Here is a 21193-nt window from a genome sequence, read left to right as displayed (position 1 = left end):
CGACCCCCCGCCAACCTGCTGACCGCCGAAAAAAGCACCTACCTGCTGCAACACGCGGAAAACCCCGTACACTGGCGCACCTGGCGCGATGCCACCCTGGCCGAGGCCCGCCCGGATGACAGGCCCCTGTTCATCTCCATCGGCTACTCCGCCTGCCACTGGTGCCACGTCATGGAGCGCGAGTCCTTCGAGGACGCCGAGGTCGCCGCCGCCCTCAACGAGCATTTCGTGTGCGTGAAGGTGGACCGCGAGGAACGCCCGGACGTGGACGCCGTGTACATGACCGCCTGCCAGATGACCACCGGGCGCGGCGGCTGGCCGCTGACCATCTTCGCCACGCCGGACGGGGAGCCCTTCTTCAGCGCCACCTACATGCCCCCGCGCGCCGTGCCGGGCCGCCTGGGGCTCCTGGACATGGCCGTGCACGTCGGCCGCCTGTGGCGCGAGGACCGCGCGACCCTGGCCAAGGCCGCGGCCCAGGTGGCCGGGCACCTGGCGGAGCATTACGCCCGGGCCGCCCGGGGCGGCGCCCTGCCGGGGCCCCAGGTCCTGGCCCAGGCCGCCGACGAGCTGGCCCTGCGCTACGACCGGCGCTTCGGCGGCTTCGGCTCCGGGCCCAAGTTCCCGGCGCCGCACACTCCGGCCTTCCTGCTGGCCGAGGCCCGGCGCACCGGGCGGGACGCCCCGCGCGACATGGCCCTGCACACCCTTTCGGCCATGCGCCTGGGCGGCCTGTTCGACCACGTCGGCCTGGGATTCTTCCGCTACAGCACGGACGAAAAATGGCTGCTGCCGCATTTCGAAAAGATGCTTTGCGACCAGGCCGGGCTGGCCCTGGCCTGCCTGGACGCCTTCGCCGCCACGGGCGAGCCGCTGTTCGCGCGCACGGCCGAGGACACCTGCGACTATGTGGTCTGCGTGCTCACGGCGCCGGGCGGCGCCTTCCACAGCGCCGAGGACGCCGACAGCGAAGACGGCGAGGGCGCCCACTACGTCTGGACCACCGCCGAGGTCATGGCCCTGCTTGGGCCCGACGACGGCGCCTTCGTGACCACGCGCTTCGGCATGCAGGCCGGAGGCAACTACCGCGACGAAGCCACGGGCCAGCCCACAGGCGCCAACATCCTCCACCTGCGCCAGCCCCTGGCCGCCGGGGAGCAGGCCCGCTGGGAGCGCATCCGGCCCCGGCTCCTGGCCGCGCGCGAGGCGCGCCCCCGCCCCGCCCAGGACACCAAAATCCTCGCCGACTGGAACGGGCGGATGATCGCCGCCCTGGCGCGCGCGGCGCGCCTGCTGAACCGGCCGGACCTGCTGGCCGCCGCCCGGGGCGCGGCCGACTTCGTGCTCACGGCCATGCTCCGCCCCGACGGCGGGCTGTGGCATTCGTGGTGCGACGGGCGGCCCGCCGTGCCCGGCACGGCCGACGACTACGCCGCCCTGGCGGGCGCCCTGCTGGAGCTCTACGCGGCGGGCCACGACCCCGGGCACCTGGCCCGGGCCCTGGAGCTGCAACGGCGCATGGACCAGGACTTCTGGGACCCGGCGGCCCCGGGAGCGGCGCCAGAAGAGGCGCAGGGCGCACCGGAGACTCCGGAACCGGGCGAGGGACACGAAGCGCCAGCGGCCACAGGCGCCCGGCAGCCCGGGGCCCCCGGCGCCGCAACGCCGGACCGGGAACCCCGAACGGACGCCCCCGGCGCCGCGCCCACAGGCAGCGGCTATTTCCTCACCGCCGGGCAGGCCCCCGGCCTGCCCGCGCGGCCCAAGGAGGTCTACGACGGCCCGCACCCCTCGGCCAACGCCCTGGCCCTGGAGAACCTGCTGACCCTGGGGCGGCTCACGGGCGACCCCGCGCACACCCGCCGCGCCGAGGCCCTGCTGGCGGCCTTTTCGGGCAACCTCGCCGAACACCCCTCGGCCCACGCCCATTTCCTGTGCGGCCTGGCCCGCTGGCTGGCCCCGGGCCCGGACGTGGTCGTGGTCGGCACCCCCGGCAGCCCGGACACCGAGGCCCTGCTCGCCGCCATCCGCACCCAGGCCCCGCCCGACACCCTGGTCCTGCTCAAGAACCCGGCGGACGCGCGCCTGGACGCCCTTGCGCCGTTCACCCGCGGCATGGCCGCCCGGGGCGGCAAGGCCACGGCCCACATCTGCCTCGGCCAGACCTGCGCGGCCCCGGTCAGCGACCCGGCGGCCCTGGCCTTCTGAGCCCGGCGCCCTCCCCATGCAAAAGCCTCCCCGCCGGCCCAGGCCGACGGGGAGGTCTTGTTTTTGCGCGAGTGCTCCGCCTTTGCGCGCCTGCTCCGCGCTCCCGCGCGCCCCCTGCCCTACGCGGGCCAGAGGATGGGCAGCAGCCAGACGCTGACGGCCATGACCACCGCCGTCAGCGGGATGCCCACGCGCAGGTAGTCCGTGAAGCGGTAGCCGCCCGGGCCCATGACCAGCAGGTGCGCGGGGTGGGACAGGGGGCTGGCGAAACTGGCCGAGGCGGCCATGGCCACGGTCATCATCAGCAGGTGCGCCGAGATGCCCAGGTCCGCCGCCGCGCTGAGGGCCACGGGAGCCATGAGCACCACCAGCGCCGCCGTGGGGATGACCTGCGTGCCCAGCACCGTGACCAGGAACAGGGCCGCCACCACCCAGCGCGGCCCCAGGTGGCCCACCGTGGCGATGAGCACCTCGGCGCCCATGCGCGCGGCGCCCGTGTTCTCCACTGCCACCCCCAGGGGCAGCATGCAGGCGATGAGGAAGACGACCTTCCACTCGATGGAGCGGTAGGCCTCCTCCATGCTCAGACAGCCGAACAGGACCATCAGCGCCGAGCCCGCCAGGGCCATGATGGAAATGGGCGCCAGGCCCAGGATGGCCGACAGGATCACCCCCAGCATGATCGCCGCAGCCAGGGACGCCTTCTCCAGGCGCGGGGCCTGGGCGGCCTCCTGGTCGAGCACCAGGAAGTCCGCGTCGCGCGAGACGGCCTCCAGGCTCTTGCGCGAACCGTAGACGAGCATGGCGTCGCCGAACTGCAAGGGCAGCTCGGGCAGCCCCGTGCGCAGGGCCTTGCCCCCGCGCCACAGGGCCAGCACGCTCAGGCCGTAATGCTCGCGAAAGCGCAGTCCGGCCAGGGTCTTGCCCGTGAGCGTGGTGCGCGGCGAAAGCAGGATCTCCGTGGCGCCGATGCGCTGGGACTCCAGCTCCGCGGCCAGGCTCGGCGGCGTGGGCATGGGCGCCAGGTCCTGGAGGCTGCGCAGCACGTCGAAGTCGCGCTGCGAGCCGTGCAGCACGAGCACGTCGTCGCCCCGGACGATCTCGCCGGGCTCGGGCATGCACAGCAGGGCCCCGTCGCGGTGGATGCCCACCACCGTCAGCCCGAACTTGTTGCCCAGGTGGCTCTCGGCCAGGGTCAGGCCCACCAGGGCCGACTGCTGCGGAACATGCAGGGACATGTACGGCCCGGAAACGGGGACGGCGGGCGCGGCGGCCGCGGCGCCCGAGGGCGTCTCCAGGCCGTCCAGCAGGCCCGCGCGCGCGACCTCGGCCAGGGCGGCGGGCTCGCCCAGCAAGGTCAGTTCGTCGCCGGCGGCCAGGGGCCTGCGGGCCATGTCCCTGCCAGCCGGGCCCTGCGCCGGGTCCGCCGGGTCCAGGGCCAGGACGTGGACCCGGTGCTCGCGGCGCAGGGAGCTCTCGGCCAGGGACTGCCCCACCAGGGCCGAGCCCTGGCCGACGACCCCGCGGCCCACCAGGAGCCGCCGCTCGGCCTGCCCCTCGGCGACGTGGCCCGGGGTGGCCCGCAGGTGCTTGCTGCCGTGGAAATGCTGGAAGCGCTCCACCGCCCCGTGGACCACCAGCACGTCGCCCTCCTGCAACCGCTCGTCGGGCCGGGGTGCCAGGAGCAGGTCCTCGCCCCGGCGCAGGGCCACCACGGTCAGTTGCAGGGCCGAGCCCAGGCGGGTTTCCATCAGGGTCCGCCCGGCCAGGGGCGAGCCCGGGCGGATGCCAAGGGAGAAAACGTGGGCGTCGAACTGGTAGCTGGCCTCGGTGCCGCCCGATGGCGCCACCTGCCCGCGTGCCGCCGAGGGCAGCAGCCGCCGCCCCACGAGAACCATGAAGACGACGCCCGCCAGGACGATGGCCCCGGTGATGGGCGTGAAGTCGAAGATGGCGAAGGGCGCGAGCCCCGCGTTCCGCAGGGCGTCGGTGACCAGGATGTTCGGCGGGGTGGAGATGCCCGTGAAGGGCCCGCCCAGCAGGCAGCCCAGGGCCAGGGGCAGCAGCAGCCGCGAGGGCGCCCGCCCGCTGCGCCGGGCCAGGTCCATGGCCGCCGGGAGCAGGATCACGGCCACGGTGGTGGTGTTGATCAGCGCGGAGAGGATGCTCGCCGCGACCATGAGCACCACCACGAGCACCCATTCGCTGCTGCGGGCGAAGCGTTGCAGCGGCCTTCCCAGCCGGTAGGCCACGCCCGTGCGCGACAGCCCGGCGGAAAGGATGAACATGGCCAGCACGGTGATCACCGCCGGGCTGCTGAACCCGGCCAGGGCGTCGTCGGGGCTGACCAGCCCCGTGAGCGCCAGGGCCGAAAAGACCAGCAGCCCCACGAGATCCACCGCCAGCCAGCCGCCGACGAACAGCACCAGGGCCGTCAGGGTGATGCCCGCAAGCAGAACCAGTTGCAGCACGTCCTTCTCTCCGTTCGAAGGCCGCCCGTGCGCGCCGGACGGCCCCCCATGAAAGAATGATATCCGACCCCGCGCCGGGCCGCACCGCCCGGGAGGGGCGGTTTTTCCCTTATACCCCGACCCGCCTCCGGGGTCACCCGAAATGTCCGGCCCCTCCCCCTTGACGCCCCGGCCCCCGGAGTGTAACGCTTTCGGAAACGGGCGCACCGGCGCCCCAACCCGAACCCCCGAGGCCCGTCGCGATGACGCCCACCAGACTCGCCCTACTGCTCCTCGCCGCCAAGGCGTTGGTCGTCGTAGCGCTGGTGCTCGTACGTCGTCGCAACGCCGTTGCGCTGTAGGGTTCGCTCTTTCATAACGATTGCATTGCAACCCCCGTCGGCGCAGGTCGGCGGGGGTTTTTTCGTCGGGGGCCCACCCCGGCGGCCTCCGCCCGACCGCGCCCCCGGGCAACCCAAGGAGGCTGGTCCCCATGAAACGTGCGAGCGGAGCCGAAATCGTCGTCCGGCTCCTTGAGCGTCAAGGCATCCGAACCATCCCCGGCATCCCCGGCGGCGCGAACCTGCCGCTGTACGACGCCCTGGCCCGAAGCACCGTCATCCGCCACGTCCTCGCCCGCCACGAACAGGGCGCGGGGTTCATCGCCCAGGGCATGGCCCGCGTCACCGGGCGCCCCCAGGTCTTCCTGGCCACCTCCGGCCCCGGCGCCACCAACACCCTGACCGCCCTGGCCGACGCCCGGCTCGACTCCGTGCCCCTGGTCTGCATCACCGGCCAGGTGCCCAGCGCCATGATCGGCACCGACGCCTTCCAGGAGGTGGACATCTACGGCATGAGCCTGCCGGTGACCAAGCACAACTTCCTGGTGCGCTCGGCCCGGGAGCTTTTGACGGTCATTCCCGCCGCCTTCCGCATCGCCGCCTCGGGCCGCCCCGGCCCCGTGCTGGTCGACATCCCCAAGGACGTGCAGACCCAGGTGGCCCATTTCGAGGACTGGCCCGCCCCCGGCCGCCCCGACCCGCTGCCCGCGCTGGACATGGACGCCCTGCGCCGGGCCGCCGCGCTCATCGACAACGCCCGGCGCCCGCTGCTCTACCTGGGCGGCGGGGTGGCGCGCTCCGGCGCGGCCCAGGCCGCCCAGGCCCTGGCCGAGGGCGCCGACATCCCGGCGGCCATGACCCTCATGGGCCTGGGCGCCCTGCCCGCGGCGCATCCGCTGTGCCTGGGCATGCTCGGCATGCACGCCGCGCCCTGCACCAACATCCTGCTCGAGGAGTGCGACCTGCTCGTCGCCGTGGGCGTGCGCTTCGACGACCGCGCCACGGGCAAGCTCGACCAGTTCTGCCCCCAGGCCAGCGTGGTCCACATCGACATCGACCCCGGCGAGATGGACAAGCTGCGCACGCCCCAGGTGGGCATCACCGCCGACGCGGCCCAGGCCCTGGACGCGCTGCTGCCCCTGGTGACGCGCAAACGGCGCACCGAATGGACCACGCGCGTGGCCCGGCTGCGCAAAAGCCACGGCTTCGAGCCGCCCCGGGCCGACGATCCCGCCAGCGCCTACGGCGTCGTCCTGCACGCCGCGCGCCTGGCGGGCGAGGACGCCGTGGTCTGCACCGACGTGGGCCAGCACCAGATGCGCACCGCCCAGGCCTACCCCTTCAGCCGCCCGGGCCGCCTGCTGACCTCCGGCGGGCTGGGCACCATGGGCTTCGGCCTGCCCGCGGCCATCGGCGCGGCCCTGGCCCGGCCCGACCTGCCCGTGGTCTGCTTCAGCGGCGACGGCAGCATCCTCATGAACATCCAGGAGCTGGCCACCGCCGTGGAGCAGGGCGCCAACATCAAGATCATCCTGCTGGACAACAACGCCCTGGGCCTGGTGCAGCAACAGCAGCAGCTCTTCTACGGCGGGCGCATCTTCGGCTCGGACTACCGCATGCGCCCGGACTTCACGGCCATCGCCCGGGGCTTCGGCATGCGCGCCTACGACCTGTCCACGGGCGTGGCCCCGGCCCAGACCCTGGCCCTGGCCTTCGCCGAGCGCGGCCCGTGCCTGATCCGCGTGCCCGTGCGCGCCGACGAGGGCGTGTACCCCATGGTGCCTCCCGGCGCGGCCAACCGCGAAATGATCGGAGATGCGGCCAATGTTTGTTCCTGACCACGCGGGCGCACCCGCCAAGGAGAAGACCATGCGGCACGTCGTGCTCGAACTCACGGTGAACAACCATCCCGGCGTCATGTCCCACGTCTGCGGGCTGTTTTCGCGCCGGGCCTACAACGTGGAGGGCATCGCCTGCATGCCCGTGGGCGACGGCGCCACGAGCCGCATCTGGCTGCTGGTGGAGGACCAGCGCCGCCTGGAGCAGATGATCACCCAGGTGGGCAAGCTGGAGGACGTGCGCCAGGTGGAGCGCCACGGGGGCGACCACCCGCTGTTCGCGGAGCTGGGGCGCTTCTTCGCGGCGTAGCCGCGAGGCGGCGCCGGGCGGGGAAGCGACGCGGCCCGCGCGAGGCAACGCCTCGCGCGGGCCGACGCTCCGGAAGCGGGCCGGGCCGTCAGTCCGCCGGGGCGAACTCCAGGGCCTCGGGCCGCACGCGGGCCAGGAAGGACACCACCAGGGCCGTGACCACGCCCTCCACGAGCATCACCGGCAGATGGGCCAGCAGCAGGGCCACGGCCACGGCCGCGAAGCCCTCGCCCGACAGGGCCAGGGCGCAAGCCGTGAGCAGCCCGGCCAGCCCGACGCCCAGCGCGCCGCACAAGAAGGCGCCCACCGAGCGCGCCCGCCCGCCGCGCGCCAGCAGCGGGCGGAAGGCCAGGCCGCAGGCCGCGGCGGAAAAGGCCATGGTGAACGTGTTCACCCCGAGCACCGTGAGCCCGCCGAACTGGAAGAGCACGGCCTGGAGCGTCAGCGCCACCAGGATCGCCGGAAAGGCCGCCAGCCCGAGCATGGCCCCCAGCAGGCCGTTGAGCACAAGGTGCGCGCTGGAGGGGCCGACGGGCACATGGATCAGCGAGGCCACGAAAAACGCCGCCGAAAGAATGGCCACGGGCATCAGCCGGTCGTGGTCCAGCCGCCGCAGGCCCAGGGCCGTGCCCGTGGCGGCCAGGGCCCAGCCCCCGGCCAGCACCGCCGGGGACAACACGCCTTCGGAAATATGCATCCCGCCTCCTCGGCGCACCAGGGGCGCCAAGGCAGGGGTACACGAAACCGGCCTTCGTGTCACCAGGCCGGGGCGGCGGGAATGGCCGCCCCGGTCCGGGGGGCGCCAGGGCTCCCGGCGCGCGCCGCCAGCAGCCGGGGCGAGGCGCGCAACACGCCCTGGCGCCAGCCCCCCGCGTGCGCGCGCCGCCCGGGGCTGCGGATTGCGGTTTGCCCGCGCCCGGGTTTCTGGTACACGAAGGCTGAACCCGGAGCGCGCCCCGCGCCCCGCCAGAACAGGAGACCGCCATGCCCGCCAGGAAAACCGCCCGAAAGGCCGCGCCCGGCGCCGCCGGGAAGGATGTGGACACCGCCATCGCCCGCGTGGGGGTGCCCAAGGTGCCCTCGCCCCTGCCCTACAGCCGCTTCCTGCCCGACGACGCCGGCGTCGCCGTCCACCTGGACGAGGAGCTCGGCCTGACCGGCGGCCAGACCAGGCGCTGCGAATTCGAGCTGGCCGGGCCGCGCCGCACGGTCTACTTCGACCCCTCCAAGGTCAAATGCGCCATCGTCACCTGCGGCGGCCTTTGCCCCGGCATCAACGACGTGATCCGGGCCATCGTCATGGACGCGCACCACAACTACCGCGTGGCCGCGACCCTGGGCATCCGCTTCGGCCTGGAGGGCTTCATCCCCAAATACGGGCACAACGTCTGGGAGCTGACGCCGGGCTCGGTGTCGGACATCCACCTCTTCGGCGGCACGGTGCTCGGCTCCTCGCGCGGGCCCCAGCCGCCCGACGAGATCGTCGACGCCCTGGAGCGCATGAACATCTCCGTGGTCTTCTTCATCGGCGGCGACGGAACCATGAAGGCCGCACACAAGGTGCACCTGGAGGCCGCCCGGCGCGGGGCGCGCATCGCGGTCATCGGCATCCCCAAGACCATCGACAACGACATCAGCTTCGTGTCCCAGTCCTTCGGCTTCGACACCGCCGTGGAGGCCGCCACCCAGGCCATCCAATGCGCCCACACCGAGGCCACCGGCGCCTACAACGGCATCGGCATGGTCAAGCTCATGGGCCGCGAGTCGGGCTTCATCGCCGCCCAGGCCACCCTGGCCCTCAAGGAGGTCAACTTCGTGCTCGTGCCCGAGGCGCCCCTGGAGATGGACGGCCCCGAGGGCTTCCTGGCCGCCCTGGAGCGCCGCCTGCGCTCGCGCCACCACGCCGTGGTGGTGGTGGCCGAGGGCGCCGGGCAGGACCTGTGCCGCGCCTCGGGCAGCACCGACGCCTCGGGCAACGTGCAGCTCGGCGACATCTGCTCCATCCTGCGCGAGCGCGTGACCCGCCACCTGGACGAACGCGGCGTGGCCCACACCGTGAAGTTCATCGACCCGAGCTACATCATCCGCTCGGTACCCGCCAACGCCAACGACCGCGTGTATTGCGGATTCCTGGGCCAGCACGCCGTGCACGCCGCCATGTCCGGACGCACGGGCATGGTGGTCAGCCGGATGCGCGGGCACTACATCCACCTGCCCCTGACCCTGGTCACCGCCGGGCGCCGCAGGCTGAACATCGACTCCGACTACTGGCGCGCGGTGATGGAAAGCACCGGACAGCTGGCCTACGCCAAGGGCTGCGACCAGGGCGTCGGGGCATCCTGAGGCCCCGGTTGGCCTCCATCTCCACCCTGGGCGCGCGCCACTGCGTGGTGGACGCCCGCCCCGGGCAGTACCTGTGCTTCCCCGACCTGCTGGCCCTGCCCGGCGCGGGGCTGCTGTGCGTCTACCGCGAGGCCGACCGCCATGTGGCCACGCGGCGCGCCCTGCTGGCCCGCGAAAGCGCCGACGGCGGGGCGTCATGGGGCCCGGCCCGCGAGGTCGCCCGCGGCACGGGCCACTGCCCGCGCCTGTGCGCCCCGGCGCCGGGGCTGGTCTGCGCCCTGGACGACGACGGCGCCCTGTTCGCCAGCCGCGACCAGGGGCGCACCTGGAGCTCCACCCGGGGCGCGGGCATGACCCACGGCGTGCCCGACCGCATCCTGGCCCTGCCCGGCGGCCCCTGGCTGACCACGGCCCACCGCCACCTCGACGGCCCCGAAGACCCGGCCAGCGCCCAGCGGCCCACGGAACAGGTGGTCTTCGCCAGCCACGACGCCGGGCGCTCCTGGGGGCCCCGGGGGCTGCTGGCGGGCCCGGGGCGCCTGGTGCTGTGCGAGGCGGCCCTGGTCCGCCTGCCCTCGGGGCGCATCCTGGCCCTGCTGCGCGAGAACAGCCATGTGGGCGAACCCATCCGCCGCAGCCACAGCGACGACGACGGGCGGACCTGGAGCCCGCCCGAACCCACGCCCCTGCTGGGCCATCGGCCGACCCCGGGCCTGACCGCCGACGGCCGCCTGCTGGTCACCTTCCGCGACACGGGGCCGAATGCGGGCACCTCGGCCTGGCTGGGGCCCGAGGAGGCCCTGCGCGGCTTCGCGCCCCAGGGCCCGGCCAGCCATGCCCCGGGCCCGCCGCCGCCCCTGTATCCCGCCGGGCTGCTGCTCGAGGCGCCGACGGCCACGGCGCCGTGGCTGCTGCGGCCGCTGACGGACCCCGACGCCGAGCACGCCGTCCTCGAAGCCGAAGTCCGCTGCCTGGAAGGCGCGGCAGGCCTGCGCCTGGGCGGCTGGTGGCGTCTGACCCCGGACGCCCTGGCCCTGCTGGGGGCCCCGGCGCGGGGCCAGGGGCCGCCCGAGGTGCTCGCGCGCACGGCCCTGGCCCCCGGCGCGGCCCGGCGCATCCGCCTGGAATGGCGCCCCGGCGAGGTCCGGGCCCTGGTGGACGGCGAGCTCCGGCTGGCCGTGGCCCTGCCCGCGGCCGACGTACGCCGCCGGGCCGTATGCTTCGGCGCCCTGCCCGGCGAGCCCGGGCGCAGCCTGTGGCGCGCCGTGGCCCAGGAAATCCGCCCCCGGGGCGGCGCCCCGGCCCACGGCTGGACCTGGACCCCGGCAGAGGGCCAGCCCGACGCGCGGGTCCGGCGCGAGGTGCTGCGCCTGGCCGACGCCCCGGGCGTGGCCTGGCCCGATTTCGGCTATTCCGGCTGGGCCGAGCCCCGGCCCGGGCGCTTTGTCTGCGTCTACCACCACGCCGAAGCCCGGGACCCGGACTACGCCCCCTGCGCCGCCGCCCATGTGCGCGCCACGCGCTTCGACACCGCCGATTTTCCCGCCGCGGGCGACACGCCCGCCGACCGCGCCCGGGCGGGACCCCGCCGATGAGCGGCCCCCGGCCCCGCCCGACAGAACCCCAGCCAAGGCACAGCCCATGACCGACCCGATCCTGGACACCCTGCGCACCCTGATCCTTGCGGCCATCCTCGCCACCCTGCTGCATGCGGGCGCCCGGCGCGGCCTGGACGGCACCCCGGGCTGGCGAGCCATCGTGGGCGGGTTCGCGCTGCTGCTCTGCGCCTCGGCCCTGGGCACCCTGCGCGGGCTGCCCGTGCCGCTGCCCGGGGAAGGCGCCCGCCTGGAGCCGCTGCTTGACCTGATCGAGCGGGTGGTGGGCCTGCTGGGCGGGGCCTGCCTGCTGGCCTGGGGCCTGTGGCGCTGGCTGCCCGTGGTGGCCGCCACGCGGGCCAACCAGCGCGAGCTGCTGCGCCTCAAGGAGCGCTACCGGGCCATCAGCGCCACCACCTCGGACCTGAACATCGACGCCGAGGTGCTGCCCGACGGCTCCCTGCGCGTGGACTGGATTTCCGGTTCCCTGCACTCCGCAAGCGGCTACACCCCGGACGACATCATGACCGTCGAGCAGTGGCAGCGCATCGTCCTGCCCGAGGACCTGCCCCTGCTGGAAAGCCACCTCGCCGCCGCCGGAGCCGGGGAAGGCCGCAGGACGGAACTGCGCGCGCGTACCCGCGACGGGCGCGTCCTGTGGCTGGCGCTGGCCACCTGCCCCCGGCGGGAGCCGGATTCCCCCGCCCTGTGGCTGACCACCGCCGTGCGCGACATCAGCGCGCGCAAGCAGGCCGAGGCGGACACCCTGCGCTCCCTGGAGGAGAACAGAACCCTGCTGCGCGAGCTGCGCCACCGGGTCAAGAACAACCTCCAGGTCATCACCGGGCTGGTGGAACTGGCCAAAAGCCGCATCAAGGACGCCGATCCCGAGGTTGTCGCGGCCTGCCAGGACCTGCAGGCCAGAATCGGCTGCATGGCCCTGGTGCACGGCCAGCTCTACGCCGACGGCGCCACGGGCCGCGTGGATTTCGGCCGCTACGCCCGCGACCTCGCCGCCCAGACGGCCAAGCTCCACGGCCGCGAGGCCACCCGCTTCGACCTCGAACTGGACGAGGTGCCGCTGACCCTCGACGCGGCAGTGCCCTGCGGCCTGGCCCTCAACGAGCTGCTGACCAACGCCTTCAGGCACGCCCGGCCCGGCGGCCCGGGACGCATCGCCCTGACGGTGCGCGCCCGGGGCGGCGAGCTGCTGGTGCGCGTGAGCGACGACGGCCCCGGAGCGCCCGCCGAGGCGCGCGACCCGGCGAGCCAGGGCCTGCGCCTGCTGCGCAACCTGGTCACCCTGCAACTGCGCGGCAGCGTGGAGTTTTCCCCCGGGCCGGGGGCCACGGCCACCATGCGCCTGCCCCTGGAGCGGGACGCCGACGCCGCCCCCTTGCCTTCACCCCGGCCTTGAGGCATCATGGGGGTTGCCCGGAAGGGCAAATCCACCAGACGGGACAGCCCCGGGGAACACCCCGCGTAAAACCAGCATGCCCTTGCTCACCGCCATCGCGGCCCTCGCCCTCTTCCTGCTTTTGCCCGACGCCCAGGCCCACGCCTGGGGGCCGGGGGTACACATGGCCGTGGGCAACTGGTTCCTGGCCAACCTCGACTGCGTGGCGCAGGACGTGGCCCGCATGCTCTCCCAGCATCCCGGGGCCTTTCTCTACGGCAGCCTCGCGGCGGACATCTTCATCGGCAAGGGCAGCGCCGTGCGCCCCGGGCACAGCCACAACTGGGCCACGGGCCTGGGCCTGCTGGCCCGGGCCGACAGCGGGCGCACCAGGGCCTACGCCTACGGCTACCTCGCCCACCTGGCCGCCGACACCGTGGCCCACAACCACTATGTGCCCGACATGCTCTGCGCCCTGCCCGCCGGGGGCCGCCTGGGCCATGTCTACATCGAGATGCAGGCCGACGCCCAGGTACGCTGGGACACCGGCCAGGCCCGCGAGCTCTTCGCCCGCCCCCAGGAGGACACCGACGCCGCCCTGCTGGCCACGGTGCGCCAGAGGCGCTGGCCCTTCCTGCTCAAGAAGCAGGTCATCAAGGGCCACCTGTCCCTGTGCGGCCGCCGCCGCTGGGACAGCTCGCTGCACGCGGCCGACCGGGTGCTGCACCTGGGCGGGCGGCGCTATTTCCGCGACATGTTCGCCCTGACCCTGGACGCGGTGGGCGACTTCCTGGCCCGGCCCGGCTCCTCGCCGGTGATGGAGCTCGACCCCATCGGCAGCGCGCCCCTGGGGCGGGCCGCCGGGATGCGCCGCCAGGGCGTCTGCCCCGGGCGCCGCACGGGCCGCACCCCGGGCGGGCTGTTCCCCCTGGCCAGCCAGCTGACGGGCCTGCCCCGCCTGCACGACAGGCAGGGCAACACGGAGATCCCCCTGCGCCCCACGGGCTGACCCCGGGCGCAAGCCGGCCGCCCGGCCGCGAGCCACCCCCATCCGCCGAGGACACGACAGCCATGCCAGCCCCCGGCCCCCGCTCCCCCGCCGCACCCGCGCCGCCCCTGCCCCTGCGCTATCTGCGGGCCTCGCCCCTGCCCCACGCCACGGCCCTGGCCTCGGCGGCCGTCTGTACCGCCCTGGCCCTGGCAGCCCTGGGCCATCTGGACGAAGCCCGCCACCGCGCGGCCTCGGCCTGCGCCGTCCTGGCCGCCGGGTGGCTGGGCCTGGCCTGCATCTGCCTGCTGGACGGCTTCTCGCGCTTTCGCGAATACCGGCGCATCAAGGCCATGCTCTCGCGTCACGGGTGGAACCGCCGCATCTTCGCCCTGGTGGCCGGTTCGCGCTGCCAGCGCGACGCGGCCCTGCAGGCCGCCCGCGAGGCCGGGCACGGCTGCCGCGCGCGCCGCCTGTTCCATGCGATGGGCTACCGCTGGTATCACCTGCTGCCCGACGCCGTGGCCCGCAACCCCCTGCGCTTTTTCCAGCCGCGCTTCCTGCGCAGCTCGTTTCTGCCCGGCAAGGCCCCGCGCCAGCGCCCCCCGGCCTGACGCGCCCGGCCCCGGGCCGCCCCCCCCACCCCGGGCCCCCGGCCCGCAACAACGGGAGAACGTCATGAAATCCTACCGCAAGGAACTCTGGTTCCAGGTGCCCACGCGCCGAGCCTTCGTGAACATCACCCCCGAGGTGGAGGACTGCCTGGCCCGGTCGGGCATCCGCGAGGGCCTGTGCCTGGTCAACGCCATGCACATCACCGCCAGCGTGTTCATCAACGACGACGAATCCGGCCTGCACCACGACTACGACGCCTGGCTGGAGCGCCTGGCGCCCCACGAGCCGGTGTCCGGCTACCGCCACAACGTGGGCGAGGACAACGCCGACGCGCACATGAAGCGCCAGATCATGGGCCGCGAGGTGGTGGTGGCCGTCACCGACGGCCGCCTGGATTTCGGCACCTGGGAGCGCATCTTCTACGGCGAGTTCGACGGGCGGCGCAAAAAGCGCGTGCTGGTCAAGATCATCGGGGAGTAGCGTCCGCAAACGGGCGGCGCGCCGGAAACGGGAAGACGGGGACGGCCTGCGGCCGGGGCGGACGCGGGGCCGGGGCCCGGGCGGCACCTAGGCCGGAGCCCCCCCGGCCACCTCGCGCAACAGGGTCTCCAGCTCGCCGAGGGACGCGGGCTTGGCGATGTAGCCGTCCATGCCCGCCGCAAGAACGCGCTCGCGGTCGCCGGGCAGGGCGTGGGCGGTCATGGCCACCACGGGAACCCCCGGCGCGACCCCGGGGTGGGCCCCCGAGCGGATGGCGCGGGTGACCTCCAGGCCGTCGCGCCCGGCCATCTGCACGTCCATGAGCACGCAGTCGAAGCCGCCTCCGGCCAGGGCCGCCAGGGCTTCGTCGCCGTCGCGGGCGCAGACGACCCGGTGCCCCTGGCCTTCCAGGAAGAGCTGGATGGTCATCACGTTCAGGGGCTCGTCGTCCACCACCAGCACCCGCAGGCGGCGCACGGGCGGCCCGGGCGGCCCGGCGCCGGGCTCCGCCGCCGCCCCGGGCTCCGGGGCGGCCTTGACGGGCAGGGTGAAATGGACGGAAGTGCCCGCACCGCAACCGCTCTCCAGGGTCAGGCTGCCGCCCCACAGGGTCACCAACCTGCGCACGATGCCAAGCCCCAGCCCCGAGCCCCGCGCACCCCGGACCGGGGCGTCCCCGGCCTGGGCGAATGCCTCGAATATCCCGCCCTGGAGCTCGTCGGGGATGCCCCGGCCCGTGTCGACCACGGACCACAGCACCAACGACCGCCCGCCGGGCAGCCCGTGGGGCAGCGCGGCGGCCTCCACGCGCACCGATCCCCGGTCGGTGAAGCGCACGGCGTTGGACACGAGATTGAACAGCACCTGGCGCAACCGCCCTTCGTCGGCCACCAGCCGCCGGGGCACGTCCTCGTGGACCAGCGCCTCCAGGGCCAGGCCGCGCGCCTGGGCCTGGGGGCGGAAGTTGTCCAGCACCAGGGCCGCCGCGGCGCGCGGGTCGAACGGCGCCTCGCGCAGGCGCAGGGCCCCCGCGTCCAGGCCCGAGATGTCCAGCACGTCGTTGACCACGTCCACAAGGCTGCGGCAGGTGTCCAGGCTCCGCTCCAGCAGCCGCCGCTGCTCCTGGTCCAGCCCGGTGCGCTCCAGCATTTGCAGCGTGGCGTAGATTCCGTGCAGGGGGCTGCGCAGTTCGTGGCTCATGGCCGCGACGAACTCGCCCTTGGAGCGGGTGGCGGCCTCGGCGGCCTCCTTGGCCTCCAGGGCGGCCCGCTCGGCGCGCTTGCGCTCGGAGATGTCGTGGACCGACAGGCGCACGCCCCCGGCGCCCCCGGACGGGTCGTGTACCGGCGCCAGATGGGCCAGGCAGGTCAGCTCGCCGCCGCCAAGGGGCTGCATGACCAGCTCCCACGGCCCCGAGGGCAGGCCCGTGGCCGCCAGGCGCACGGCGGAATCGAAGAGCCCCCGGCTGCCCGGGGCCACCAGGCCCCGCAGGCTCGGCCGGGACGCCGACGGCTCGGAGGCGAACCCGAAGGCATCGCGCGCGGCCTGGTTCGCATAGACCACCTCGGACTCCGGCCCCGCCTCGACGATGGGCGTGGGCAGCTGGTCGGCCATTTCGCGGAAGCGGCGCGCCGAAAGGCGCAGGGCCTGCTCGTCGCCCTTGGCCCGGGAAATGTCGCGCAGCAGGCACAGGGAGCCCTGGGGCGTGCCGTCCCCGGCCTTGAGTCGCGCGCACGACAGGGACAGCCACCTCCGCGAGCCGTCCTCGGCGGCGCGGCTGAGCTCCAGGTCCTGAAAATCGCGCTCCGGGGGCAGGTCCGTGTCGTCCGGGCGCCGATAGGGCGCCAGGGCCTCGCCCAGGGTACGGTCCAGCAGGCTCTCGCCCTCGCGGCCCAGGATGCGGCGGGCCGCCGGGTTGGCCAGGGTCACGCGGTCGGCCCCGTCGAGAACCAGCAGCCCCTCGCCCATCTGGGCGATGAGCTCGGCGTGGTACTGGTTGGCCGCCACGAGGCTGCGCTCGTAGCCCTCCAGGGTGTCGAGCATGGCGTTGTAGCTGCGGGCCAGCAGGCCGAACTCCGCCCGGGGCGCTCCCTGGACCCGGGCGCTGAAGTCCCCGGCGGCCACCCGGGCCACGGCCCGCTCCAGGGGCCGCACCTGGCGGCCGATCCAGCGCGCGAGCAGGAAGGTCACCAGGGCCGCCACCGCCAGGATCGCCGCCCCGATCCAGGCCACCTGCCGGTGCAGCGCGGCCAGGGGCGCCAGGAACGCCTCGCGGGGGATCCACAGCGCGCAGCGCCAGTCCAGCCCGGGAACGCGGCCCTCGACAACCACCAGGTCGCGGCCGTCCGCCCGGGCCAGCCGCAGGCCGCGCGCCACCGGCCAGGCCCCGGGCAGCGCGGGCAGCTCGTCCACGCGCGTCTCGAACAGGCTGGCCAGGGCGTGGGCGGGCAGGGGATCGGCCCCCAGGGCCTGGCTGTGCAGGGGCGTGCCGTCGGCGGCGGCCAGGGTCAGGGTGCCGGGCAGGGCCAGCTGCATGGCCTGGAAGCTGCGGCAGAACTCCTGCACCGGGACCATTGCGTACAGCAGGCCCGCAACCCTGCCGGACAACTCCTGGCGGGCCACGGCGTAGTATATCCCCGGGGGCAGCGGCCCGCTTCCGCCGGTGCCGGGGCGCACGAATATCCGCCCCGGCCGGAGCAGGGCCTCGCCCCAGAGGCCCGTGGCGGCGATGTCGTTCAGCTCCGGACGGGTGCCGCCCCGCCCGACCTTGACCTCCTCCACCCCGGCGGCGTCGGTGTAGCCGATGAGGGCGAACTCGCCGCTGGCGGTGTCGAAGAGCCGGGCCACATGATGCTCGGCGAAGCTGCGGGCGTAGCCGTCCACCTCGCGGCTCTCGTCCAGGCGCAGGAATGCCGCGCGCTTCATGCCGTCGCGCAGGGCCAGGTTCTCGGTGATCCGGTCCATGATCTCGCCAAGGACCGCGGCCTGGTTGCGCTCCAGCAGGGCGGAGACGATGGCGTCGGCGGACAGGCCGAGCAGGCCGGTGGCCAGGGCGGCCACGGCCAGGACGGCAAGCAGGAAACGGCCTTTGAGGGAACCCATGACCCGGGGCGGGCGCTACGGCGCCAGGGGCAGGACGTCCAATTCCGCCAGGGCGGCCCGGCCCTCGGGCCCCAGGACGAAATCGAGAAAGCGCCGGACTGCGGACGCGGGCTCGGGGAGCCAGGCCAGGCCGTGGGTCATGCACATCGGGTAGTCCGAAGGCACGGCGCCCGACGGGCCGGGGGCCAGCCCCTCGATCCAGATCACGTTCAGCCCCAGGGCGCGGGCCGCCGGCAGGCTGACAATGCCGAAGGAGAACTCGGTGCCCGCGATGGCGGCCAGGGCCTCGGCGGCGTCGTAGGCGACCCGGCCCGCCAGGGGCTGGCCCGCGAGCTCCGGCAGATGGGCGGCCACGGCGGCGTGGGGCGCCTCGCTCAGCTCGCGCTGGACCACCAGGATCCTGTGATCCGGGCCGCCCAGGGCCTTCCAGTTGGTGATGCCGCCTGTGAGCACGCCCACGGCCTGGGCCCGGGAAAGGCGCTGGACCCCGACCCCCGGGTGGGAGGCGAAGACCACGGGCACCCGCGCCAGGGGCTGGTAGGCGAGCATGAAGCGCAGTTCCTTGTCCTTCAGGGGGCGGGCCAGCCGGGCGACATCGCAGGTTCCGGCCGCGGCGCAGCGCACGCCGCCGCTGGAGCCCACCGTGGGCGGAACGTCCACGGCGTCTTCGGGGTAGGCGCGCATGTAGGCCCGGGCCAGATGCTCGAAGACCTCCTGCCCGTCGCCCGTTCCCGCCAGGATCACGCGCTCCCCGCAGGCGCCCGGGCGGGCCCATAGAAGGACAACAAACACGACGAGAAAAATGACGGAACGCGGCACGGTTCCCCCCGCCGGAATCACAGGAAAGGGAAAAAGACCCAAAAAGCTAGCCGGAAAAAGACGAAAAAGTCAACGCCCCCGAATGAAACCATCCTGCACGCGCCGCCCGGGCTACTCCACGGGGCAGCCCAGGCGCCGGGCGATGGCCCTGGCCGCGCGGCGCCCCGCGCCCATGGCCTGGATCACCGTGGCCGCGCCGGTGACGATGTCGCCGCCCGCGTAGACGCCGGGCATGCTCGTCTCGCCGGTGGCTTCGTCCACCACGATGTAGCCGCGCCCGTCCACGGCGATGTCCGGCTCGCTGGCCAGGAGCAGCGGGTTGGCCCGGGTGCCCACGGCGATGATGGCCAGGTCCGTTTCCAGCTCCCGGGTCCGCCCCGCGACGGGCACCGGGCGGCGGCGGCCCGAGGCGTCGGGCTCGCCCAGCTCCATCTCCTGGAGGGTCACCGAGCGCAGGGCGAACCGCTCGTCGCCCGAGAAGGCCAGCGGCGCCGCCAGGGTCTGCATGATCACGCCCTCCTCCCGGGCGTGCTCGATCTCCTCGCGGCGGGCGGGCATGTCGGCCACGGTGCGCCGGTAGACCACGCTCACGCTGGCCGCGCCCAGGCGCAGGGCCGTGCGCGCGGCGTCCATGGCCACGTTGCCCGCGCCGTAGACCGTGACGTTGCGGCCCAGGATCACGGGGGTGTCGTGGTTGGGGAAGTCGTAGGCCCGGCCGAGGTTCACCCGCGTCAGGTACTCGTTGGCCGTGAACACGCCGTTCAGGTTCTCGCCGGGGATGCCCAGGAACCGGGGCAACCCGGCGCCCACGCCGATGAACACCGCCGAGAAGCCCTGCTCGAACAGGTCGCGGATGCTGAAGGTCTTGCCGCCCACGCGGTTGGTGACGAACTCCACCTGCTGGGTGCCCAGGGCGCGAACCTCCTTGGCCACGATGCGGTCCTTGGGCAGGCGGAACTCGGGGATGCCGTAGACCAGCACCCCGCCGACCTCGTGCAGGGCTTCGAACACCGTGACCCGGGCCCCGCGCGAGGACAGGTAGCCCGCCACGGTGAGCGACGCGGGCCCGGAGCCGATGCAGGCCACCCGGCGCGAGGGGTCCACGGGCACGCAGTCGCGCGCGCCGGTGAGCAGGTCGCAGGCGTCGACATGCACATACTGGTCGGCCACGAAGCGCTCCAGGCGGCCGATGGCCACGGGCTCGGCCTTGCGGCCCAGGATGCAGGCCCCCTCGCACTGCGTCTCCTGCGGGCAGACGCGCCCGCAGATGGCGGGCAGGCTGTTGGCCGTCTTGACGGCCCGGTACGCCGCGGCCACGTCTCCGGCGGCCAGGTGGGCGATGAAGGCCGGGATGGGCACCTCCACCGGGCAGCCCCTGACGCACTGCGGGCGCTTGCATTGCAGGCAGCGCCGGGCCTCGGCCACGGCCATGTCGAAGGTGTAGCCCAGGGCCACCTCCTCGAAGTTGCGCACCCGCTCGGCGGCGGGCTGCGCGGGCATGGGCACCCGGGGGGCGGCCGACGCCGTGCGCCTAGGCATCGGCCTGGCACCTGCAATAGTGGTCATGGGCCGCGCGCTCCATCTCCTTGAAGGCCGCCAGCCGCTGGGCCAGCTCCTTGAAATCCACCTCGTGGCCGTCGAACTCCGGCCCGTCCACGCAGGCGAAGCGCGTGTCCCCGGCCACGGTCACGCGGCAGGCGCCGCACATGCCGATGCCGTCGAGCATGATGGAGTTCAGGCTCACGGTGGTGCGCACGCCGAAGGGCCGCGTGGTCTCGGCCACGGCGGCCATCATCGGCACCGGGCCCACGGCCACCACCTCGCCGACCTCCTCGCCGCGCTCCAGGCGCTGGCGCAGCACCTCGGTGACCAGCCCCCGGTGGCCCCGGCTGCCGTCGTTGGTGGACACGAGCACCTCGTCGCAAAAGGCCGAAAGCTCCCGCTCGAACAGCAGCAGGTCGGCGCAGCGGGCGCCGATGACGGCCGCCACGCGGTTGCCGGCGCGGTGGTGGCCCTTGGCGATGTGGTGCATGGCCGCCACCCCCGTGCCGCCGCCCACGCAGACCACCGTGCCGCAGGGCTCGATGCGCGTGGCCCGGCCCAGGGGGCCGCACAGGTCCAGGATCTCGTCGCCCTCGTTCAGGGCTTCGAGCATGGCCGTGGACTTGCCGAGCACGAGATAGACCAGGGTGATGGTCCCGGCCTCGGGGTCGGCGTCGGCGATGGTCAGGGGAATGCGCTCCCCCGTCCCGCATACGCGCAGGATGACGAAATTGCCCGGCCGGGCCTTGGCCGCGACGTGCGGCGCGTCGACCACGAGCTTGCTGGTCTGGCCGGGAATGAGCTGTTCCTTGTGCAGGATGCGGTGGGCCATGAGGGGATCGTCCTGTGCGCGGAAGGCGCGCTGAAGTCCTGGCCCGGCCCCCCGACGGGGCGCGGCGGGCCGCCACGGGCGCACGCGCGACGGGCCCCGCGACCCGCGCGCCGCCCGGGCAGGGCTCGGCGCCAACCAGGGTTTTTTCCAGAACAATCTATCACGGTCAAGGACTTTCCCGCCCCCGGCATGCCCGCAGCCCAGGCGCCCCGGGCCCCAGCCGCCCCCCCGCGCCCCCCCTCCGGCCCCGGCCCAGGCGCTCCAGGCCCCCGCGGCCGTTCCCCGCCCCGGCGCCGGACCTCCCGCGCCCCCCCCCGACCCCGGGCGCCTCTCT

Annotated in this window: 15 protein-coding genes; 9 read left to right on the top strand and 6 right to left on the bottom strand. The window is 74.2% G+C overall.

Annotation, left to right across the window (positions count from 1 at the left end; all coding sequences use genetic code 11):
- Positions 1 to 2208 (top strand): thioredoxin domain-containing protein (locus tag M0P34_RS03230; RefSeq protein WP_291496314.1); only part of this gene is annotated, 2208 nt, incomplete at its 5' end.
- A gap of 119 nt (positions 2209 to 2327) precedes the next feature.
- Here M0P34_RS03230 and M0P34_RS03225 read toward each other — a convergent pair.
- Complete coding sequence (locus M0P34_RS03225) at positions 2328 to 4679, bottom strand: SLC13 family permease (protein ID WP_291496311.1); 2352 nt, start codon at positions 4677 to 4679, stop codon at positions 2328 to 2330.
- Positions 4680 to 5151: 472 nt separating this feature from the next.
- On the opposite strand from M0P34_RS03225, the gene ilvB reads away from it, so the two are divergent.
- Positions 5152 to 6837, top strand: coding sequence for an acetolactate synthase large subunit (ilvB, locus tag M0P34_RS03220; RefSeq protein WP_291496309.1), 1686 nt, complete (start codon positions 5152 to 5154; stop codon positions 6835 to 6837).
- Entirely contained in the window at positions 6824 to 7147 is a 324-nt protein-coding gene (gene ilvN, locus M0P34_RS03215; protein WP_291496307.1) for an acetolactate synthase small subunit, read from the top strand. Before ilvB ends, ilvN begins: the two co-directional genes overlap by 14 nt.
- A gap of 88 nt (positions 7148 to 7235) precedes the next feature.
- Here ilvN and cbiM read toward each other — a convergent pair whose 3' ends face one another.
- Positions 7236 to 7844: a cobalt transporter CbiM gene (cbiM, locus tag M0P34_RS03210; RefSeq protein ID WP_291496305.1), complete on the bottom strand. Its 609-nt coding sequence runs from the start codon at positions 7842 to 7844 to the stop codon at positions 7236 to 7238.
- Positions 7845 to 8131: 287 nt separating this feature from the next.
- Between cbiM and M0P34_RS03205 the strand changes: the two genes are divergently transcribed.
- The 6 genes from M0P34_RS03205 (at position 8132) to M0P34_RS03180 (ending at position 14564) form a co-directional block, all read left to right on the top strand.
- Complete coding sequence (locus tag M0P34_RS03205; protein ID WP_291496302.1) at positions 8132 to 9490, top strand: ATP-dependent 6-phosphofructokinase; 1359 nt, start codon at positions 8132 to 8134, stop codon at positions 9488 to 9490.
- Between the two features lie 8 nt (positions 9491 to 9498).
- Positions 9499 to 11085: a sialidase family protein gene (locus tag M0P34_RS03200; protein ID WP_291496300.1), complete on the top strand. Its 1587-nt coding sequence runs from the start codon at positions 9499 to 9501 to the stop codon at positions 11083 to 11085.
- Positions 11086 to 11131: 46 nt separating this feature from the next.
- Positions 11132 to 12502 (top strand): histidine kinase dimerization/phosphoacceptor domain -containing protein, encoded by a 1371-nt coding sequence (locus M0P34_RS03195; protein ID WP_291496298.1) that lies wholly within the window; start codon positions 11132 to 11134, stop codon positions 12500 to 12502.
- 76 nt (positions 12503 to 12578) lie between these two features.
- Entirely contained in the window at positions 12579 to 13490 is a 912-nt protein-coding gene (locus M0P34_RS03190) for a zinc dependent phospholipase C family protein (protein ID WP_291496296.1), read from the top strand.
- 62 nt (positions 13491 to 13552) lie between these two features.
- Positions 13553 to 14083, top strand: a complete 531-nt coding sequence (locus M0P34_RS03185; RefSeq protein WP_291496294.1) for a hypothetical protein — start codon at positions 13553 to 13555, stop codon at positions 14081 to 14083.
- 64 nt (positions 14084 to 14147) lie between these two features.
- A complete protein-coding gene (locus tag M0P34_RS03180) occupies positions 14148 to 14564 on the top strand; it encodes a secondary thiamine-phosphate synthase enzyme YjbQ (protein WP_291496292.1) in 417 nt (138 codons plus the stop codon).
- 87 nt (positions 14565 to 14651) lie between these two features.
- Here M0P34_RS03180 and M0P34_RS03175 read toward each other — a convergent pair whose 3' ends face one another.
- The 4 genes from M0P34_RS03175 to M0P34_RS03160 all read right to left on the bottom strand — a co-directional run bounded on the left by M0P34_RS03175 (position 14652) and on the right by M0P34_RS03160 (position 20859).
- On the bottom strand, positions 14652 to 17666 hold the full coding sequence (locus M0P34_RS03175) for a PAS domain-containing protein (RefSeq protein WP_291496290.1): 3015 nt from the start codon (positions 17664 to 17666) through the stop codon (positions 14652 to 14654).
- A 15-nt stretch (positions 17667 to 17681) separates the two neighbouring features.
- Positions 17682 to 18410 carry a substrate-binding domain-containing protein gene (locus M0P34_RS03170; RefSeq protein ID WP_291496288.1) on the bottom strand — a complete coding sequence of 243 codons (729 nt, stop codon included), beginning with the start codon at positions 18408 to 18410 and terminating at the stop codon, positions 17682 to 17684.
- A gap of 186 nt (positions 18411 to 18596) precedes the next feature.
- The gene (gene gltA, locus M0P34_RS03165) at positions 18597 to 20024 is read right to left on the bottom strand and encodes an NADPH-dependent glutamate synthase (RefSeq protein WP_291496286.1); all 1428 of its coding nucleotides are present in this window, start codon (positions 20022 to 20024) and stop codon (positions 18597 to 18599) included.
- On the bottom strand, positions 20017 to 20859 hold the full coding sequence (locus M0P34_RS03160; RefSeq protein WP_291496284.1) for a sulfide/dihydroorotate dehydrogenase-like FAD/NAD-binding protein: 843 nt from the start codon (positions 20857 to 20859) through the stop codon (positions 20017 to 20019). The genes gltA and M0P34_RS03160 overlap by 8 nt, the downstream gene beginning before the upstream one ends.
- Positions 20860 to 21193 lie beyond the last annotated feature (334 nt).

Source organism: Desulfocurvus sp. (assembly GCF_023230885.1).
Taxonomy (GTDB): Bacteria; Desulfobacterota; Desulfovibrionia; order Desulfovibrionales; family Desulfovibrionaceae; genus Desulfocurvus.
Note: the sequence above shows the minus strand (reverse complement) of the source record. Positions and strands in the feature narration are given on the sequence as shown.

Coding starts and splice junctions, on each gene's coding strand:
- M0P34_RS03205 (WP_291496302.1), top strand. CDS start 8,132: ATGCCCGCCAGGAAAACCGCCCGAAAGGCCGCGCCCGGCGCCGCCGGG.
- M0P34_RS03175 (WP_291496290.1), bottom strand. CDS start 17,666: ATGGGTTCCCTCAAAGGCCGTTTCCTGCTTGCCGTCCTGGCCGTGGCC.
- cbiM (WP_291496305.1), bottom strand. CDS start 7,844: ATGCATATTTCCGAAGGCGTGTTGTCCCCGGCGGTGCTGGCCGGGGGC.
- M0P34_RS03190 (WP_291496296.1), top strand. CDS start 12,579: ATGCCCTTGCTCACCGCCATCGCGGCCCTCGCCCTCTTCCTGCTTTTG.
- ilvN (WP_291496307.1), top strand. CDS start 6,824: ATGTTTGTTCCTGACCACGCGGGCGCACCCGCCAAGGAGAAGACCATG.
- M0P34_RS03160 (WP_291496284.1), bottom strand. CDS start 20,859: ATGGCCCACCGCATCCTGCACAAGGAACAGCTCATTCCCGGCCAGACC.
- M0P34_RS03185 (WP_291496294.1), top strand. CDS start 13,553: ATGCCAGCCCCCGGCCCCCGCTCCCCCGCCGCACCCGCGCCGCCCCTG.
- M0P34_RS03195 (WP_291496298.1), top strand. CDS start 11,132: ATGACCGACCCGATCCTGGACACCCTGCGCACCCTGATCCTTGCGGCC.
- M0P34_RS03180 (WP_291496292.1), top strand. CDS start 14,148: ATGAAATCCTACCGCAAGGAACTCTGGTTCCAGGTGCCCACGCGCCGA.
- gltA (WP_291496286.1), bottom strand. CDS start 20,024: ATGCCTAGGCGCACGGCGTCGGCCGCCCCCCGGGTGCCCATGCCCGCG.
- ilvB (WP_291496309.1), top strand. CDS start 5,152: ATGAAACGTGCGAGCGGAGCCGAAATCGTCGTCCGGCTCCTTGAGCGT.